Genomic DNA, 17,152 nt, shown 5'->3' with positions numbered 1-17,152 from the left:
ATGAGCCCACGGCACCGTCGCCGCGGCAGTTTTCGAGGGAGAGAACCGTGTTCCAGAGCCCGTACCCGAGCATCGAGATCCCCGACCAGAGCATCTACGACTATCTTTTCGGTTCCCTCGCGGAGTCCGACCTCGGTCGCATCGCGCTCATCGACCCCGCCACCGGAGCCGAGACCTCGTACCGCGCCCTGCGCGCGCAGGTCGACGCCTTCGCCGGAGCCCTGGCCGCTCGGGGCGCCGACACCGAGACGGTGGTCGCGATGCTCTGCCCCAACGTTCCCGCCTTCGCGACCGTGTTCCACGGCATCCTGCGTGCGGGATCCATCATCACCACGATCAACTCCCTCTACACGGCGAACGAGATCGAGAAGCAGCTGACGGATGCCGCGGCCACCTGGCTCGTGACCGTGTCGCCGCTGCTGCCGCAGGCCCATCAGGCCGCGCGAGCCGTCGGCATCCCGGACGACCGGGTGATCGTCCTCGACGGCGCCGAGGGCCACCCCGACCTTCGCTCGCTGCTCGGCGAGGGGCGCACCCCGCCCGAGGTGGACTTCGACCCCGCGACCCACATCGCCGTGCTGCCGTACTCGTCGGGGACGACCGGCGTGCCCAAGGGCGTCATGCTCTCGCACCGCAACCTCGTCGCCAACGTGCACCAGTGCCGGCCGGTCATCGAGATCGGCCGCGACGACCGGGTGCTCGCCGTGCTGCCGTTCTTCCACATCTACGGTATGACGGTGCTGCTGAACCTGGCGCTTCGTCAACGCGCGACGCTCGTCACGATGCCGCGGTTCGATCTCGTGGAATTCCTCCGCACCGTGCAGGACCACCGCTGCACCTTCCTCTTCATCGCCCCGCCCATCGCCGTCGCCCTCGCGAAGCATCCGGCAGTCGACCAGTTCGACCTCTCCCGCGTCCACAGCGTGTTCTCGGGGGCGGCCCCTCTCGACGGCGAGACGGCCGAGACCGCCGGTCGACGGATCGGCGCCCGCTTCTACCAGGGCTACGGCATGAGCGAGTTGAGCCCCGTCTCGCACGCGATCCCCGCGGGCTCCGACATGCCCGTCAGCTCGGTGGGGGTGCTCATCCCGGGCTGCGACGCGCGGCTCGTCGATCCCGAGACCGGCGCCGACCTCGACGAGCACGGCGACGACGGCTTCACCGCCCCCGGGGAGATCTGGGTTCGCGGGCCCAACGTGATGCTCGGGTATCTGAACCGCCCCGACGCGACCGCCGAGACCCTCGACGACGAGGGGTTTCTGCACACCGGCGACATCGGCGTGCACCACGTCGACGGCTACTTCACCATCGTCGACCGCTTGAAAGAGCTCATCAAGTACCACGGCTACCAGATCGCGCCCGCAGAGCTCGAGGCGCTGCTGCTCTCGCACCCGAAGATCCAGGATGCCGCGGTCATCGGCGTGCGCGGCGACGACGGCGAGGAGATCCCCAAGGCGTTCGTCGTGGCGGCTCCCGACTCGGGCCTGAGCGCTGACGACGTGATGGCCTTCGTGGCGGGAGAGGTCGCGCCGCACAAGAAGGTGCGCCGCGTCGAGTTCATCGACGTGATCCCCAAGTCGACGTCGGGCAAGATCCTGCGCAAAGACCTGCGCGCACGCGAAGCCGCCTGAGCCGGCGGGCCGCGCGGGTACGAAAGAAGGGCGGGGCGTCTTCAGACGACCCGCCCTTCTTCGCTGCTCCCTTACGGGGCGATGAGCGCTCCGGTCTGAGCGGCGGCCTCTTCGGCGCGCTTGTCTTCGTCGTCCTTGCCGCGGCGCTCGTCGGCGGCCTCCTGAAGGGCCGACTTCGCCCGCAGCGGCGGGGTGCGGAAGAACAGCGAGAGCACGAAGGCCAGCAGCACGACGCCCATCGCGGTCCAGTAGACCGTCGTCGCCGAGGAGTTGAAGCCGACGAGGAACGGCTTGGTCAGGCGCGCGTCGGCACCGACCAGGAACGAGGTGTCGTCGAGCGTCGAGCCGCCGACCGACGTGTTCTCATCGCCGGCGGCGAACTGATCCTCGATCGTCGTGGCCGCCGTGTCCACGAAGGCCGCGCGCTGCGTGGCATCCGAGAAGTCCAGGGTGACCGTGCCGTCCGCGCTGACGCGCGCGACCGGCACCTGCTGCTGGATCTGCGTCGTCGCGGCGGCGACGGCCTGAGCGACGGCGGCCTGGGTGGCGGCCGCCTGCGCCGACGCCGGGATGCGACCGGCGGAGACCTGCTGCGCGACGGCCTGGGTCGCGGCATCCTGAGCCTGCTGCACACCCGCCTGCAGCTGCGACGTCGTACCGTCGACGATCTTCGACACGATCGGGGTGTAGATGCTCGACATGATCTTCTCGTTCGCCGGAGCCGAGGCGACCGTCGGGTCGAGAGCGGCGTCGAGGGCGTCGGTGAGCGTGGCGCGGTCGGCGAACGAGCCGGTGATGTTCGACGGCATGAGCGTGAACAGCAGCGACAGCAGCACGGCGGTGCCGAGCGTTCCACCGATCTGACGGAAGAACGTCGAGCCGCTCGTCGCCACACCCATGTCGCGCAGACCCACCGAGTTCTGGCTGGCGATCGTGAGCGTCTGCATGAGCTGCCCGAGGCCGAGGCCGATGACGAGCATCGCGATCGCGACGTGCCAGTACGGGCTGTCGTACTTCAAGAAGGTCAGCAGGAAGAAGCCCACCGACATCAGCGCCGTACCCAGGATCGGGAACATGCGATAGCGGCCGGTGCGGGCGATGATCTGGCCGCTCGCGATCGAGGCGATCATGAGGCCGAGGATCATCGGCAGCATCTCGAACCCGCTCTGCGTGGGCGAGGAGCCGAGCACGAGCTGCAGATACAACGGCAGCGTCAGCATCGCGCCGAACATGCCGAAGCCCACGAGCACCCCGATGATCGTGGCCATCGAGAACGTGGGGGAGCGGAAGAGCTTGAGCGGGATGAGCGCGTCGTCCTTCATCAGGGTCTCGGCGATGACGAAGGCCAGGATGCCGAGAGCACCGACGACGTAGCAGGCGATCGCGATCGGCGAGCCCCAGCCCCATTCGCGGCCCTGTTCGGCCACGAGCAGGAGCGGGACGAGGGCGACGATGACGGTCGTGGCGCCCCACCAGTCGATGCGCACCGAGTGACGCGGCTGCTTCGGGATGTGCAGGAACCGCCAGACGATCGCCAATGCGACGATGCCGATCGGCACGTTGATGAGGAACACCCAGCGCCATCCGGTGATGAACAGGATCTGGCTGGCGCCCGCGAACAGTCCGCCGACGAGGGGGCCGATGACGCTGGAGATGCCGAAGACGGCGAGGAAGTATCCCTGGTACTTCGCGCGTTCGCGCGGGGCCAGGATGTCGCCCATGATCGCGAGCGGCATCGACATCAGGCCGCCGGCACCGAGGCCCTGGATGGCACGGAAGGCCGCGAGCTCGACCATCGAGGTCGAGAAGCTCGCGAGCACCGAACCGATGATGAAGATCAGGATCGCGATGAGGAACAGGGGGCGCCGACCGAAGATGTCGGAGAGCTTGCCGTAGATGGGCGTCGAGATCGTCGACACGATCAGATAGGCCGTGGTGACCCACGCCTGCAGGCTCAGGCCCTGCAGGTCGTCGCCGATCGTGCGGATCGAGGTGCCGACGACGGTCTGGTCGAGGGCGGAAAGGAACATCCCGGCCATGAGGCCGAAGATCACGAACATGATCATGCGGTGCGTCATGACCGTGTCGGTCGCGGTCGTATGGGCGCGTCTGGTTCGAGTGATGTCTGACATCGGAGGCCTCTTCAGGAGAAGGCCTGGCGGACGGCTCGGGGTGGCTCAGTCGGGCGCCAGGTGTTTGCTAAAAGTCAACTAATAGTAGCGCCGTCCGACGATGACCGAAACCACCCACGACTGTGCGAACCCTATGCGGCCGTCCATCGCCGGCGCCAGCGGTGTCGTCGCGAGAACGGGGGAAGCCGCTGGAACAGCGCGTTGTCGCGCGGAACGGCCTCGTCTCAGCACGCCGCCTGTTTTCGGCGCAGCGCGCGACGCTGGCTCACGAGGCGGCGGAGCGCCGCGAAAGGGGGATGCCGACGCAGAGCGGCATCCGGGAACGAAAAAGTCCCCCATGAGTAGAAGCCTCATGAGGGACCGTGGCTCCGACGGGCGTCGATCCCGTGACCTCACGATTTTCAGTCGTGCGCTCTACCAACTGAGCTACAGAGCCGAGCGACATGTCTGCCGCTTCCTAGACAAAAGGCCTCCTCGAAAGAAGGCCCGTCGCTATGGAGCGACCCTGACGGGACTTGAACCCGCGACCTCCGCCGTGACAGGGCGGCACGCTAACCAACTGCGCTACAGGGCCATGCATTTTCAATTGTACTTCACCGGAGAGTGACCCCAACGGGATTCGAACCCGTGCTACCGCCGTGAAAGGGCGGCGTCCTAGGCCGCTAAACGATGGGGCCGAATGAGCCTGAAACCTTGCAGTTTCATCCTCGCTTGCCGACGACCGAGCCTACTTCACAACCGTCGAGATTGCCAATTCGGGGCGTGGCGTCCCGCGCCCGCGCGTGTCGGCGGCGCAAACTAGGCCGCGACAGCGGGAACTCGCTCTGTTGTACGTGTGACTCGTGTTGCTACTGTTAGCCGAGTTGCGACCCGGTGAGATGAGGTAGCCCGTGACGCTCGTACCCCCTGATCAGACCGACGACTGCGGCTGCGCCCCCACGGCCAGCGAGCAGCGGCGTTTGTGGCCCACCTTCGATAGGCGCAGCGCCCTGAAGTACGGCGCCCTCGGTGCCGTCGCTCTGGGAGCCTTCGGTGCGGCGACGGCCGGCTTCAGTTCCCCCGCCGTGGCCGCCGACTATCCCTCGTGGGACGACGTGCAGGCCGCCAAGGCGAACGAGGCCGCGAAGGCCGGCGAGATCTCGCGCATCCAGGGGCTGATCCAGGGCTTGCAGTCCGAGGTCGCTCGGACGCAGGCCGAGGTGCAGGCCCGGTCCGATGAGTACTACGCCGCGCAGCAGGCCTACCAGGACGCCGACTACCGCGCTCAGCTCATCCAGCAGCAGGCGGACGCCGAAGCCGCGAAGGCGACGGACGCCGCCAGCAAGGCCGGCAAGGTCGCCGCCCAGCTGTACCGCTCGGGCGGTGACGACACCTCGCTCAACCTCTTCTTCTCCGGCTCCGCGGCATCCGCCGACGATCTGCTGGCCAAGCTCGGCACGATGGACAAGCTCCTCGAGCGCAACAAGTCGGTGTACTCCGCCGCGGTGGCCGCTCGCGACAGCGCGAAGAACCTCAGCAATCAGGCCAACGACGCGCGCGCCGAGCGCGATCGCCTGCGGAAGATCGCCGAAGACAAGATGGCCGCGGCGCAGCAGGCGGCCCAAGCCGCTCAGGAAGCCCTCGCCGCTCAGCAGGCCAATCAGGCCGTTCTCGAGGCGCAGCTCGCGGCCCTTCAGGACACCACGGCCAAGACGGTGGCCGACTACCAGGCCGGTGTAGAGGCCGAGCGCAAGGCGCGCGAAGAGCGCGAGCGCAAGGCCCGTGAAGAGGCCGCAGCTCGAGACGCCGCCGAGCGTGCCCGACGCGAGCAGGAAGCCGCCAACAACAACAACAACAGCGGCGGCGGTGGAGGCGGTGGCGGCGGCGGTAACAGCGGCGGCGGTGGTGGCGGCGGCGGCGGAAGCGTCGGCGGATCCGGCTGGGCTCGACCCTCGTCGGCCTACACCTCGTCGGGGTACGGCCCCCGCTCGGGGCAGTGCAACTCGAGCTACTGCGCGAGCACCTGGCACCTCGGCCTCGACTTCGGCGCCAGCTGCTGGTCGCCCATCTACGCGGCAGCGGCCGGTCGCGTCACCTACGCCGGCGTCAACGGCGGTTTCGGCAACTACATCCGCATCGCTCACGACGACGGCTCGGGCACCGGGTACGGCCACATCGTCAACGGCGGTATCTACGTCTCGTACGGTCAGCGCGTCGAGGCCGGTCAGCAGATCGCCGCGACGGGTCAGACCGGCAACTCCTTCGGCTGCCACCTGCACTTCGAGGTCTACCCGCCGTGGGGCGGGACCACCGACCCCGCGCCCTGGCTGCGCTGGCGCGGCGTCGACGTCTGATCAGGCGCACGAGAAAACCCCCGGTCCGAGGACCGGGGGTTTTCTCGTGGGGGTAGCTGTTCAGAGCGTGTTGGGAGCCTCGCCCGAGCCCTGCGTCTTGGTCTGCGCGTCGTGCTCGTCGAAGCGCGTGAAGGCCTCGGCCACGAGGCGCTCGGCTTCGGCGGCATCCGCCCACTCGTCGACCTTGACCCACTTGTTGGGCTCGAGGTCCTTGTAGTGCTCGAAGAAGTGCGAGATCTCCTTCTTGGTCCACTCGTCGATGTCGGCGACGTCCTGGATGTGGTCCCAACGCGGGTCCTTCGCGAGGACGGCCACGACCTTGTCGTCGCCGCCGGCCTCGTCGCTCATCTTGAGCACGCCGACGGGGCGCACCTTGGCGAGGATGCCGGGGTGGAGGTCGCGGTCGAGCAGCACGAGCACGTCGAGCGGGTCGCCGTCTTCGCCGAGGGTGTTCTCGAAGAAACCGTAGTTGGCGGGGTAGCCGAACACCGTGTAGAGGATGCGGTCGAGGTAGACGCGGCCAGTGCCGTGGTCGACTTCGTACTTCACGCGGCTGCCGCGGGGGATCTCGATGACGGCGTCGTACGCGCCCATACTCGTGCTCCTTAGATCTGTGGATTTCCGCGGCCCAGCCTAGCCGGGAGCGACCACGGTGCCGCGTCGGGTCGCCGCTACCGTGGAGGCATGGATCACCGCCCGGGACTTGACCCGTCCGTCGCCGAGGTGCGCAGGGCGGTGCGTTCCGCCTTGGAGCGTGCCGACGGCCCCGTCGCGGTGGCGCTCTCCGGTGGTCCGGACTCCCTGGCCCTCGCGGCGGCGACCGCCTTCGAAGCCGCGCGTGCCGGCATCCGGGCCGAGGCCGTCGTGATCGATCACGGTCTGCAGGAGGGATCGGATGCCGTGGCGGCGGCCGCCGCCGAGAAGGCGCGTGCTCTCGGTCTCGGCGCCCGCGTCGTCCGCGTCGAGGTCGGTTCGACCGACGGCCCCGAGGCGGCGGCTCGAGCGGCACGGTATGCGGGTCTCGCGGCGGCGGCCGTCGAGATCGGGGCCGACGTCGTCCTGCTCGGACATACGCTCGACGACCAGGCCGAGACCGTCCTGCTCGGTCTCGCGCGTGGTTCCGGAGGGCTCAGCCTCGCGGGCATGCCCGCTGAGAGACGGGATGCCACGGGCCCGATCTGGGTGCGCCCCCTGCTCGCCGTGCGCCGGCACACCACCGTCGCGGCCTGCGCCGCGCAGGGTCTTGACCCGTGGAACGACCCGCACAATGCCGACCCCGCGTACTCGCGCGTGCGCGTGCGCAACAGGGTGATGCCGGTGCTCGAGACCGAGCTCGGACCGGGGGTGGCAGAGGCCCTCGCCCGCACCGCAGAACAGCTGCGGGAAGACGCCGAAGCGTTCCAGGACATGATCGACGAGACCATCGAGGACATCGTCGAGCACGCCGAGGCGGGGATCTCGATCTCGGTCGCCGCGCTCGCGGCGAACCCGGCGGCCGTGCGCAACCGGATCGTCCGTTACGTCGTCGACAGTGAGTTCGGCGTCTCCCTGTCCCGCGCGCAGACCCTCGAGATCGCCCGGCTGGCGACCGATTGGAAGGGGCAGGGGCCCATCGACCTGCCCGGATGCCTCGCCCGTCGCGTCGGGGCGCGTATCGAGGTCGTCGCGCGCACGGCATCCTGATTCCGCCGACGTAGACTTTCCCAATGCGCGCGGCCGACATCTCCGACGACATCAGCGAAGTCCTCCTCACCGAGGAGCAGATCCACGAGAAGCTCGCGGAACTCGCGACACAGGTGGCTGCCGACTACGAGGGCCGCGAGGTCGTCCTCGTGGGCGTGTTGAAGGGCGCGGTCATGGTCATGGCCGACTTCGCGCGCCACCTCCCCATCCACGTGTCGATGGACTGGATGGCCGTGTCGTCGTACGGCGCGAGCACCCGCTCGAGCGGTGTGGTGCAGATCCGCAAAGACCTCGACACCGACATCACGGGCAAGCACGTGCTGATCGTCGAGGACATCATCGACTCCGGCCTCACCCTCAGCTGGTTGCTCGAGAACTTCGCCTCGCGCGGCGCCGAATCCGTCGAGGTGCTGGCACTGCTGCGCAAACCCGAAGCCATGAAGGTCGAGGTCGATTGCCGGTACGTCGGTTTCGACATCCCCAACGACTTCGTCATCGGCTACGGACTCGACTACGCCGAGCGCTACCGCAATCTTCGCGACGTCGCCGTGCTCGCGCCCCACGTCTACTCCTGACGTTCCCACGGCGCCGGGAGGCCGCGTCCCGAGCCTTGTACGCCCATGACGAACGCACAGGCCCGGCATAGTCCGTGGGCGTTAGCCTGTTGCGACCGCGTTTCTGCGGAGGACCACGAAAGGGCTGGGCTCGCCCACCATGAATTTCAAGAAGATCACGCGAAATCCGATCATCTACGTTCTGCTGGTCGGTCTGCTCCTCGTCATCGGTTTCTCCCTCATCTCCAACTTGAGCGGTGCCCGCCAGGTCTCCACCAAGGAGGGGCTGGACCTGCTCAAGGGCGGCACCGTGAGCCAGGTCGTGACGAACGATCCCGACCAGCGCGTCGACCTGAAGCTGTCGCAGCCCTTCGAGGGCGCCAACGACGTGCAGTTCTACTTCAGCCAGGCGCGCGCGAACGAGGTCGCCAGCGCGATCGATGCGGCGAACCCCTCCGACGGCTTCAACGACGTGGTGCCCAAGCCCGGTTGGTTCGACAGCATCCTCGGGCTGATGCTGCCCCTCGTGCTCCTCGGTCTGCTGTTCTGGTGGCTGCTCTCCAGCGCCCAGGGCGGTGGCAGCAAGGTCATGCAGTTCGGCAAGTCGCGGGCCAAGCTCGTGACCAAAGAGACTCCCACCGTCACGTTCCAGGACGTCGCGGGTTCGGACGAGGCGATCGAAGAGCTCGATGAGATCAAAGAGTTCCTCAAGGATCCGAAGAAGTTCGAGGAGGTCGGCGCCCGCATTCCGAAGGGTGTGCTGCTGTACGGCCCTCCCGGAACCGGTAAGACCCTTCTCGCCCGCGCCGTCGCCGGCGAGGCCGGAGTGCCGTTCTACTCGATCTCGGGCTCGGACTTCGTCGAGATGTTCGTCGGTGTCGGCGCGAGCCGCGTCCGCGACCTCTTCAACCAGGCCAAGGAGAGTTCTCCGGCCATCATCTTCATCGACGAGATCGACGCCGTCGGTCGTCACCGTGGTGCCGGTATGGGCGGCGGTCACGACGAGCGCGAGCAGACGCTGAACCAGATGCTCGTCGAGATGGACGGCTTCGACCCCAAGGTCAACGTCATCGTCATCGCGGCGACGAACCGCCCCGACATCCTCGACCCCGCCCTGCTGCGTCCGGGCCGCTTCGACCGCCAGATCGGCGTCGACGCTCCCGACCTGAAGGGCCGCCAGCGCATCCTCGAGGTGCACGGTCGCGGCAAGCCCCTCTCCGATTCGGTCGACCTCGAGGTCGTGGCCCGGAAGACGCCCGGCTTCACCGGCGCCGACCTCGCCAACGTGCTGAACGAGGCCGCCCTGCTGACCGCCCGCTCGAACGCGCAGCTCATCGACAATCGCGCCCTCGACGAGGCCATCGACCGCGTGATCGCAGGTCCCCAGCGCCGTACCCGCGTGATGAAGGACAAAGAGAAGCTCATCACCGCGTACCACGAGGGCGGTCACGCCCTGGCCGCCGCCGCGATGAACCACACCGACCCCGTGACCAAGGTCACGATCCTTCCCCGCGGCAAAGCCCTCGGCTACACGATGGTGCTTCCCCTCGACGACAAGTACTCGGTCACCCGCAACGAGCTGCAGGACCAGCTCACGTACGCGATGGGCGGCCGTGTGGCCGAGGAGATCGTCTTCCACGACCCCACCACGGGCGCGTCGAACGACATCGAGAAGGCCACGAGCATCGCCCGCAAGATGGTCACCGAGTACGGCATGACCAACGAGGTGGGCCCGGTCAAGCTCGGCGGCTCGTCGGGAGAGGTCTTCATGGGCCGCGACATGGGTCACGGCCGAGACTTCTCGGAGCGCATCGCGGAGCGCGTCGACGCCCAGGTGCGCGCGCTCATCGAGCAGGCGCACAACGAGGCCTACCAGGTCATCAACGACAACCGCGAAGTGCTCGATCGACTGGCGCTGGCGCTGCTCGAGAAGGAGACCCTCGACCACAACGAGCTGGCCGAGATCTTCACCGACGTCAAGCGCCTGACGCCGCGGCCGCAGTGGTTGTCGTCGGGGGACCGGCCGGTGTCGAACCAGCCGCCCATCGAGGTGCCCCGTCGTCAGCAGCCCGCCGGCATCGCGGCATCCACCGAGGCGGAATCGCAGGCCGCGACGAAGGCGCAGCCCCGTCCGAGCGGACAGACGCGCCCGGCTACCGCCTGAGGATCCGTGGCCGTCGATCGTGAACGCGTCGCCGTCCTGGTGCGAGAGCTCCTGGAGGCGATCGGGGAGGACCCCGATCGCCCCGGGCTCCGCCAGACTCCGACGCGCGTCGCCGACTCCTGGGCCGAATTCTTCGGTGGAGTGAATCAGGATGCCCGCGCCCCGCTGCAGCACACCATCTCGGTGTCGCGCGGGCCGGCGCCCGACACCCTCCCCTCGGGAGCCGTGATGCTGCGTGACATCGCCTTCCGGTCGATGTGCGAGCACCACCTGCTGCCGTTCCGCGGCCGCGCCCACGTCGCCTACCTCCCGGGTGAGGAAGTGGTCGGGCTCGGGGCGCTGCCGCGCGTCATCGACATCCTCGCCGCCCGCCCGCAGGTGCAGGAGCGTCTGGGAGAACAGGTCGCCGACGCGATCGCCTCGGCGCTCGATGCGCGCGGCGTGCTCGTCGTCCTGGATGCCGTGCACGAGTGCGTCACGATGCGCGGGGGTCGACAACTCGACGCCTCGACCGTGACGATCGCCGCTCGCGGGGCGTACGGCGACCCCGCCGCCCGGGCCGAGCTCGTGGCGCTGATCGGGGCGCGCGCGTGACCCTCGTCATGGGGATCGTCAACGTCACCCCCGACTCCTTCAGCGACGGCGGACGCTACCTCGATCCCGACGTCGCCCTCGCCCATGCCCGGCTCCTCCGCGAGCAGGGCGCCGAGATCCTCGACGTCGGCGGGGAATCGACTCGGCCGGGTGCCGAGCGGGTCGCGCCGCGCGTGGAGCAGCAGCGCGTGCTGCCGGTGGTCGAGGCCCTGGCATCCGAAGGCTCGTTCGTGAGCATCGACACGATGAACGCCGCCACGGCGGTCACCGCGGTGCGGGCCGGGGCGCGCCTCGTGAACGACGTTTCGGGTGGGCTCGCCGACCCCGACATGCTCGCCGCCGTCGCTGAGACCGAGGCGGATTTCGCCCTGGGTCACTGGCGCGGGCCGTCGACCGAGATGTACGCGCGCGCCGACTATGCGGACGTCGCGCGAGAAGTCACCTCCGAACTCGCCGAGCGGGTCGAGGCGGCTCTGTCGGCGGGGATCGACCGATCGCGATTGGTCGTCGACCCCGGTATCGGCTTCAGTAAGCGCGGGGCGCAGAACTGGCAGACGCTGCGCGCGCTGCCCGAGATCGCGGGGCTCGGGCTCCGTGTGCTCGTGGGTACGAGCCGGAAGAGGTTCCTCGCGGAGGCGCTCGGCGAGGACGCCGACCTCGCCCGCCGCGATCTCGCGACCGCCGTCACGAGCGCTCTGTGCGCTCGTGCGGGCGCGTGGGCCGTGCGCGTGCACGATGTACCGACCACCCGCGACGCGCTCGCCGTCGCCCGCGCTTGGGAGGCCTGATGGATGCCGATCGGATCACGCTGACGGGGGTGCGCGCCGTGGGGCACCACGGTGTCTACCCCGACGAGAAGCGCGACGGGCAGGAGTTCGTGGTCGACGCGACTCTCTTCCTGTCGCTGCGACGGGCGGCGGAGACCGACGATGTCGTCGACACGGTGCACTACGGCGAACTCGCCGAGCGCCTCGTCGAGATCGTCGAGGGCGACCCGGTCGACCTGCTCGAGACGCTGGCCCAGCGGTTGGCCGACGCGGTCCTCGCCGACGAGCGGGTGGATGCCGTCACGATCACCGTGCACAAGCCGCAGGCGCCCATCACGGTGCCCTTCGGCGACGTGGCCGTGACCATCTCGAGGTCGCGGTCGTGAGCGTGCGGTTGGCGCACGGCATCGACGCGGCTCCGCGGCCCGCGCCCGTGCACGCCGTCGTCGCGCTGGGGGCCAACCTCGGGTCGCGGCACGAGACCCTTGCCGCCGCGGTCGACGAACTGCGGCGGTTAACTCTCACCACCGATGTCCGCGTGTCCGCCTCGATCGAGACGGTGGCCGTGACGCTGCAGGGCGAAGACGCCGACGCCCCGCGGTACCTGAACGCGGTGGCGGTCCTCGAGACGCGTCTGTCGCCGGGGGAGCTGCTCGCGTCGCTCCACCGGATCGAGGCGCGGCACGGTCGAGTGCGCCGCGAGCGCTGGGGCGACCGCACCCTCGATCTCGATCTGATCACCTACGGCGACGAACGCATCGACCGCGACGATCTCGTCGTTCCGCACCCCCGCGCACACGAGCGGGAGTTCGTGCTCGCGCCGTGGCTCGACGTGGACCCGGATGCCGAGATCCCCGGCCGCGGACGCGTCGCCGACCTGCTCGAGAAGCTGCGCGGAGGCGTCCGATGAAGCGCACAGGAGCCGGCATCCTCACGATCGCCGTCGTCGTCGGCCTCGTCGTCGGGTTCCTGCTCGACACGTCGCTCACGGCGATGGGGCGGTCGACATTCGTCCCCGCGGCGAGTCTGCCCACGATCCTCGCGCTGCTCGCCGCGGTGATCGTCGTGCTCGCCATCCCGGTGTTCCGGGCGACGCGGGGCCGGAACACCCGGCCGATCGATCCGTTCCGGGCGGTGCGCGTCGCGATGCTGGCGAAAGCGTCGTCCCTTCTCGGCGCGGCCGCGGCCGGATTCGCGGCCGGGTTGATCGCGTTCCTGGTGACCCGCCCCGTGGTGCCCTCGATAGGCTCGATGGGATCGATCATCGCGACACTCGTTTGCGCCGTCATCCTCGTCGTCGCGGGACTCGTGGCCGAGCAGCTCTGCACCATCCGGAAGGACGACGATGACGACGCCCCAGGGAACACCCCCGCAGGACCCGTGGGGATCTGACGTTCCGCAGACGCAGGCGGGGGTCTCGGAGGGGATCGAGGCCGAGCGATCTCGTGCTCCTCGTGCGGATACGGACCCCTCCGACGCCCGCCCGGCCGACGCTCGCTCCGCCGACGCCCGACGACCCGCCGAGGGCGATCCAGCGGCCGACGAGGCCGTCCTCGGCGTGGGCACGTACGATCGCATCCTCGAACCGCGCTCGGAGCGCCGCCTGCCCCTCGGAGAGGGCACGTGGCATCAGCTGGCCCGTGCATACGTGCGGGTGCAGCTGATCTCGCAGGGGGCCGTGTTCGTCCTGGTGCTGGCGGCCGCCGTCGTCGTGCAGGCGCTCACGGGATTCTCGTGGCTGTGGATCCCCGCGGGGGTCATCCTGCTGGTCACCGCGATCGGGCTCGTCATCACCCCGCGCCAGGCGCGCTCCTTCGGCTACCAGCTGCGCCGCGACGACCTCGTGTTCCGTCGAGGAATCCTCTGGCAGCGGGTGGTCGCGGTCCCGTACGGCCGCATGCAGCTCGTCGACATCACCCACGGCCCTCTCGACCGGGGCTTCGGCATCGCCCAGCTCAAGCTCGTGACCGCTGCGGCGTCGACGGGTGTGACCATCCCCGGTCTCACCCAGGAGGCGGCCGAACGGCTGCGCGACACTCTCGTGGCCGTCGCCGAGACCCGCCGGACCGGACTGTGACCGATCCGGACACGGCGGGCTCGCCTCTCGGATCGCAGCCTCGGCAGCGGACGGTCGTGCGTTCGCCCTACAGCGACGGGGAATGGCATCGGCTCCATCCGTTGACGCCGTTGCTGCGGGGTGGACTGACGCTCGTCGTGATCGTCGGCGTCATCGTGGCGAACCTGCGCGAGCGTCTCGTCGAATGGGTCTTCCCGGTGTTCACCGATCTGCCCCCGGGGGAGCTTCCCCCCGACCCGGTCGATTTCCTCCTCGCGAACAACCTGATCCTCATCGCGGCGGCTGCGGCTCTCGTCGTGCTCATCGTGCTGCTGGTGCTGTTCCGGCTGTCGTGGCGGTTCCACACCCTGCGCGTCAGCGAGGACGACGTCGAGGTGCGCTCGGGCGTGCTGTTCCGCACGCACCGCCGCGCGCCGCTCGATCGCGTGCAGGGGGTCAACCTGACACGTCCGATGGTCGCCCGCCTCCTCGGGCTCGCGAAGCTGGAGGTGGTCGGCGCGGGACTCGATGCCAACGTCAAGCTGGAGTACCTCTCTGGCAAGGATGCCGAGGCCATCCGCGGCGATATCCTCCGTCTCGCGTCGGGCCGGCGTCTCGCCGAAGGTCGAGCGGAACCCGGTGGCCGCGCTTCCTTCGCTCGACAGGCGGCGGCGGCCGTGGGCTCGGGCTTGCAGGGAATCGTGGACGGGGAGGACCTCTCCGACGCCGAGCCGGAGAGCATCGTCCGCATTCCGTTCGGCCGGCTCGTGGCATCCCGTGTCCTGAGTGGATCGAGCCTCATCCTCATCGCCCTCGTCGTGGGAATCGTCGTCGCGGCGTCGGTGTCGACCCTGTGGCTGCTGTTCACGGTCGTTCCGATGTTCCTCGCGTTCGGGGCGTACTACGTGCGGTCGATCGCCCGTGGCCTGCGGTACTCCATCGCTCCGACCGTCGACGGCGTGCGTGTGACCTTCGGCCTGTTCACGACCGTGTCGGAGGTCGTGCCGCCCGGTCGCGTGCACGCGATCGAGGTGCGGCAGCCCCTGATGTGGCGTCCCTTCGGATGGTGGACGATCTCGGTCAACCGCCTCTCGGGGCGGTCCTCGACCGACACGAGCAACGATCAGCTGGCGGCGGTGCTGCCGATCGGCACGCGCGCCGACGTCGAACGCGTTCTGCGGATCCTCGCCCCCGGCCTGTCGGCCGACGAATGGACTCTCGTGTTCCGCGACGGCATCCTGGGTCCGATGGACGACGATTCCTACGTGACGACCCCGAAACGCGCTCGATGGCTGCGACCGCTGTCGTGGCGCCGCAACGGAGCGCTGTTGACGGCCGATGCGCTGCTCCTGCGCCGCGGGTGGGTCTGGCGTTCGCTGAGCCTGATTCCCCTCGCGCGGCTGCAGTCGATCGGCCTGCACCAGGGACCCCTCGCCCGCGCGACGGGGACCGCCACCCTCATCGCCCACGTGATCGCGGGCACCGTGCAGACATCTGTCGGTGTCCTCGACCGTGACGACGCGCTGGGGTTGTTCGAGCGCACGGCTCGAGCTGGAATCGATGCGGCGGCCGTCGACCGCACCCACCGGTGGGCCGGATGAGCGCCGGACGTGACGGACGCCTCGGCGTCGGGGTGATCGGGGCCGGCCGCGTCGGGCCGGTCATCGCGGCGGCCTTGGCGGGAGCAGGGCACGCCCTGACGGGGATCACGTCGGGTTCCGACGACGATCGCGTCGAGGCGATCCTGCCGGGCCTCCCGGTGCTGACCTCCGACGAAGTCGTCCGACGCAGCGAGCTGGTGGTCGTGGCCGTGCCGCACGACCAGCTGCCGGGTCTGGTCTCGGGTCTCGCCGAGGTCGGCGCGTGGCAGCCGGGCCAGCTGGTGCTGCACACCGACGCCGCGTACGGGGCGCGGGTGCTGGATCCCGCCGCCCGGAGCGGTGCCATTCCGCTGGCCATCCATCCCGCCATGGCCTTCACAGGAGTGTCGTCGATCGATCTGCGCCAACTGGCGCAGTCGTATGCCGCCGTCACAGCCCCCGCCCCGGTGCTGCCGATCGCGCAGGCGCTCGCCGTCGAACTCGGGTGCGAACCGATCGTGGTCGCCGAGGACGATCGGGCGACGTATGCGGAGGCCATCGCGACGGCGACGGAGTTCTCGCGTTCGATCGTGCGCCAGTCGTCCGCTCTGCTGGATCGCATCGGGATCGAGAATCCCGGCGCGTACCTGTCGGCGCTCGTCCGGTCGAGCGTCGACCAGGCTCTCATCGAGGGCGGGCGCCGCGACGACCTCGGCGGCACCGCTACGATCGACGGATGATCCGCACCCTCGAGGATCTGCGCACCCGACTCGGCGAGATCCGAGGCGCAGATCGATCGGACGCCGGCCCGCGCGTCGCCCTGGTATCCACCCTCGGCGCGCTGCACGACGGCCACGTCGATCTCATTCGCGAAGCCCGCGACCTCGCCGACGTGGTCGTGGTGTCGACCTTCGTCAATCCGCTGCGCTTCCGCACGGCCGACGACACGGCGGCCTACCCTCGCTCGCCGGAATCCGATGCGCGGGTGCTCGCGGACCTCGGCGTGGACGCCGTCTTCGCCCCCACGGTCGAGGAGTTCTTGCCGGCGGGTACGGCCACGACGCGTGTCTCGGCGGGCGATATCGGCCTGCGCTACGAGGGTCGTGTTCGTCCGTTCTACTTCGACGGGGTCCTCACCGTCGAGGCGAAGCTCTACCATCTCGTGCGCCCCGACGTCGCGATCTACGGGGAGCGCGACCTCCAGCGCATTTTCCTCGTGCGCCGGATGGTGCGCGATCTCGATTTCCCGATCGAGATCGCGACGGTGCCGACCGTGCGTACCGACGACGGTCTGCCCGTGTCGAGCCGCGTGGCCCTGCTCGATGCCGTCGATCGTCGCGCGGCCGCGGCCCTTCCGCGCGCGCTGGAGGCGGCGGCATCCAACTCCGACCTCGGCGTCGACTCGTGCATCGCGGCGGCCCAGTCGGCGCTCATGGGGGAGCCGCGGATCACGCTGGAATACCTGAGCGTGGTCGATCCGGAGACCTTCCTGCCGGTGGACGACGGGCACCGCGGTCGCGCGTTCGCGCTCATCGCCGCCACCGTGGGCGGCCACCGCTTCATCGACAACGCCGAGATCTCGCTGCGCTGACGACCGCCGCTCGGGTGGCGGCTCCGGGGCGGTCGAGGACGACGAATACACTGGGGGAGACCCCGAG

The 17,152-nt window shown here is 69.3% G+C and carries 16 protein-coding genes and 3 tRNA genes; 14 read left to right on the top strand and 5 right to left on the bottom strand.

The window, feature by feature from the left end; all coding sequences use genetic code 11:
- Window positions 1-47 precede the first annotated feature (47 nt).
- Window positions 48-1,631, top strand: a complete 1,584-nt coding sequence (locus DEU35_RS04745; RefSeq protein WP_116238730.1) for an AMP-binding protein — start codon at window positions 48-50, stop codon at window positions 1,629-1,631.
- Window positions 1,632-1,702: 71 nt separating this feature from the next.
- On the opposite strand, the gene DEU35_RS04740 is transcribed toward DEU35_RS04745, so the two are convergent.
- The 4 genes from DEU35_RS04740 to DEU35_RS04725 all read right to left on the bottom strand — a co-directional run bounded on the left by DEU35_RS04740 (window position 1,703) and on the right by DEU35_RS04725 (window position 4,440).
- Window positions 1,703-3,709 (bottom strand): MDR family MFS transporter, encoded by a 2,007-nt coding sequence (locus tag DEU35_RS04740; protein WP_258873325.1) that lies wholly within the window; start codon window positions 3,707-3,709, stop codon window positions 1,703-1,705.
- A gap of 417 nt (window positions 3,710-4,126) precedes the next feature.
- Window positions 4,127-4,199, bottom strand: a tRNA-Phe gene (locus tag DEU35_RS04735).
- Window positions 4,200-4,263: 64 nt separating this feature from the next.
- Window positions 4,264-4,337: transfer RNA gene (locus DEU35_RS04730), tRNA-Asp, on the bottom strand.
- 30 nt (window positions 4,338-4,367) lie between these two features.
- Window positions 4,368-4,440 (bottom strand) — tRNA-Glu (locus DEU35_RS04725).
- Window positions 4,441-4,653: 213 nt separating this feature from the next.
- Between DEU35_RS04725 and DEU35_RS04720 the strand changes: the two genes are divergently transcribed.
- Window positions 4,654-6,096 (top strand): M23 family metallopeptidase, encoded by a 1,443-nt coding sequence (locus DEU35_RS04720; RefSeq protein WP_116238728.1) that lies wholly within the window; start codon window positions 4,654-4,656, stop codon window positions 6,094-6,096.
- A 60-nt stretch (window positions 6,097-6,156) separates the two neighbouring features.
- Here DEU35_RS04720 and DEU35_RS04715 read toward each other — a convergent pair whose 3' ends face one another.
- A complete protein-coding gene (locus tag DEU35_RS04715) occupies window positions 6,157-6,690 on the bottom strand; it encodes an inorganic diphosphatase (protein ID WP_103206876.1) in 534 nt (177 codons plus the stop codon).
- 90 nt (window positions 6,691-6,780) lie between these two features.
- On the opposite strand from DEU35_RS04715, the gene tilS reads away from it, so the two are divergent.
- The 12 genes from tilS to panC all read left to right on the top strand — a co-directional run bounded on the left by tilS (window position 6,781) and on the right by panC (window position 17,085).
- On the top strand, window positions 6,781-7,779 hold the full coding sequence (gene tilS / locus DEU35_RS04710) for a tRNA lysidine(34) synthetase TilS (RefSeq protein ID WP_116238727.1): 999 nt from the start codon (window positions 6,781-6,783) through the stop codon (window positions 7,777-7,779).
- Between the two features lie 23 nt (window positions 7,780-7,802).
- Complete coding sequence (gene hpt / locus DEU35_RS04705; RefSeq protein ID WP_103206874.1) at window positions 7,803-8,354, top strand: hypoxanthine phosphoribosyltransferase; 552 nt, start codon at window positions 7,803-7,805, stop codon at window positions 8,352-8,354.
- A gap of 139 nt (window positions 8,355-8,493) precedes the next feature.
- The gene (gene ftsH / locus DEU35_RS04700) at window positions 8,494-10,497 is read left to right on the top strand and encodes an ATP-dependent zinc metalloprotease FtsH (RefSeq protein ID WP_103206873.1); all 2,004 of its coding nucleotides are present in this window, start codon (window positions 8,494-8,496) and stop codon (window positions 10,495-10,497) included.
- 6 nt (window positions 10,498-10,503) lie between these two features.
- Entirely contained in the window at window positions 10,504-11,091 is a 588-nt protein-coding gene (gene folE, locus DEU35_RS04695) for a GTP cyclohydrolase I (RefSeq protein WP_116238726.1), read from the top strand.
- Window positions 11,088-11,879 carry a dihydropteroate synthase gene (gene folP, locus DEU35_RS04690; protein ID WP_116238725.1) on the top strand — a complete coding sequence of 264 codons (792 nt, stop codon included), beginning with the start codon at window positions 11,088-11,090 and terminating at the stop codon, window positions 11,877-11,879. The genes folE and folP overlap by 4 nt, the downstream gene beginning before the upstream one ends.
- A complete protein-coding gene (gene folB, locus DEU35_RS17005; RefSeq protein ID WP_103206870.1) occupies window positions 11,879-12,244 on the top strand; it encodes a dihydroneopterin aldolase in 366 nt (121 codons plus the stop codon). The genes folP and folB overlap by 1 nt, the downstream gene beginning before the upstream one ends.
- Window positions 12,241-12,768 (top strand): 2-amino-4-hydroxy-6-hydroxymethyldihydropteridine diphosphokinase, encoded by a 528-nt coding sequence (folK, locus tag DEU35_RS17000; protein ID WP_103206869.1) that lies wholly within the window; start codon window positions 12,241-12,243, stop codon window positions 12,766-12,768. The genes folB and folK overlap by 4 nt, the downstream gene beginning before the upstream one ends.
- The gene (locus DEU35_RS04680) at window positions 12,765-13,250 is read left to right on the top strand and encodes a DUF3180 domain-containing protein (protein WP_103206868.1); all 486 of its coding nucleotides are present in this window, start codon (window positions 12,765-12,767) and stop codon (window positions 13,248-13,250) included. The genes folK and DEU35_RS04680 overlap by 4 nt, the downstream gene beginning before the upstream one ends.
- Before the next feature lie 184 nt (window positions 13,251-13,434).
- Window positions 13,435-13,935, top strand: coding sequence for a PH domain-containing protein (locus tag DEU35_RS04675; RefSeq protein WP_371861603.1), 501 nt, complete (start codon window positions 13,435-13,437; stop codon window positions 13,933-13,935).
- 56 nt (window positions 13,936-13,991) lie between these two features.
- A complete protein-coding gene (locus DEU35_RS04670) occupies window positions 13,992-15,515 on the top strand; it encodes a PH domain-containing protein (protein ID WP_116238911.1) in 1,524 nt (507 codons plus the stop codon).
- Window positions 15,512-16,234: a DUF2520 domain-containing protein gene (locus DEU35_RS04665; protein WP_103207102.1), complete on the top strand. Its 723-nt coding sequence runs from the start codon at window positions 15,512-15,514 to the stop codon at window positions 16,232-16,234. Before DEU35_RS04670 ends, DEU35_RS04665 begins: the two co-directional genes overlap by 4 nt.
- Window positions 16,231-17,085, top strand: a complete 855-nt coding sequence (gene panC / locus DEU35_RS04660; RefSeq protein WP_103206867.1) for a pantoate--beta-alanine ligase — start codon at window positions 16,231-16,233, stop codon at window positions 17,083-17,085. Before DEU35_RS04665 ends, panC begins: the two co-directional genes overlap by 4 nt.
- Window positions 17,086-17,152 lie beyond the last annotated feature (67 nt).

It is taken from the genome of Microbacterium sp. AG157 (genome assembly GCF_003385695.1).
GTDB lineage: Bacteria > Actinomycetota > Actinomycetes > Actinomycetales > Microbacteriaceae > Microbacterium > Microbacterium testaceum.
This window is presented reverse-complemented; position numbering and strand designations above follow the sequence as displayed.

Excerpts from the sequence above, each read along its gene's own strand:
- DEU35_RS04715 (WP_103206876.1), bottom strand. The coding sequence starts at position 6,690 with ATGGGCGCGTACGACGCCGTCATCGAGATCCCCCGCGGCAGCCGCGTG.
- tilS (WP_116238727.1), top strand. The coding sequence starts at position 6,781 with ATGGATCACCGCCCGGGACTTGACCCGTCCGTCGCCGAGGTGCGCAGG.
- hpt (WP_103206874.1), top strand. The coding sequence starts at position 7,803 with ATGCGCGCGGCCGACATCTCCGACGACATCAGCGAAGTCCTCCTCACC.
- DEU35_RS04665 (WP_103207102.1), top strand. The coding sequence starts at position 15,512 with ATGAGCGCCGGACGTGACGGACGCCTCGGCGTCGGGGTGATCGGGGCC.
- ftsH (WP_103206873.1), top strand. The coding sequence starts at position 8,494 with ATGAATTTCAAGAAGATCACGCGAAATCCGATCATCTACGTTCTGCTG.
- panC (WP_103206867.1), top strand. The coding sequence starts at position 16,231 with ATGATCCGCACCCTCGAGGATCTGCGCACCCGACTCGGCGAGATCCGA.
- folB (WP_103206870.1), top strand. The coding sequence starts at position 11,879 with ATGGATGCCGATCGGATCACGCTGACGGGGGTGCGCGCCGTGGGGCAC.
- DEU35_RS04680 (WP_103206868.1), top strand. The coding sequence starts at position 12,765 with ATGAAGCGCACAGGAGCCGGCATCCTCACGATCGCCGTCGTCGTCGGC.
- DEU35_RS04740 (WP_258873325.1), bottom strand. The coding sequence starts at position 3,709 with ATGACGCACCGCATGATCATGTTCGTGATCTTCGGCCTCATGGCCGGG.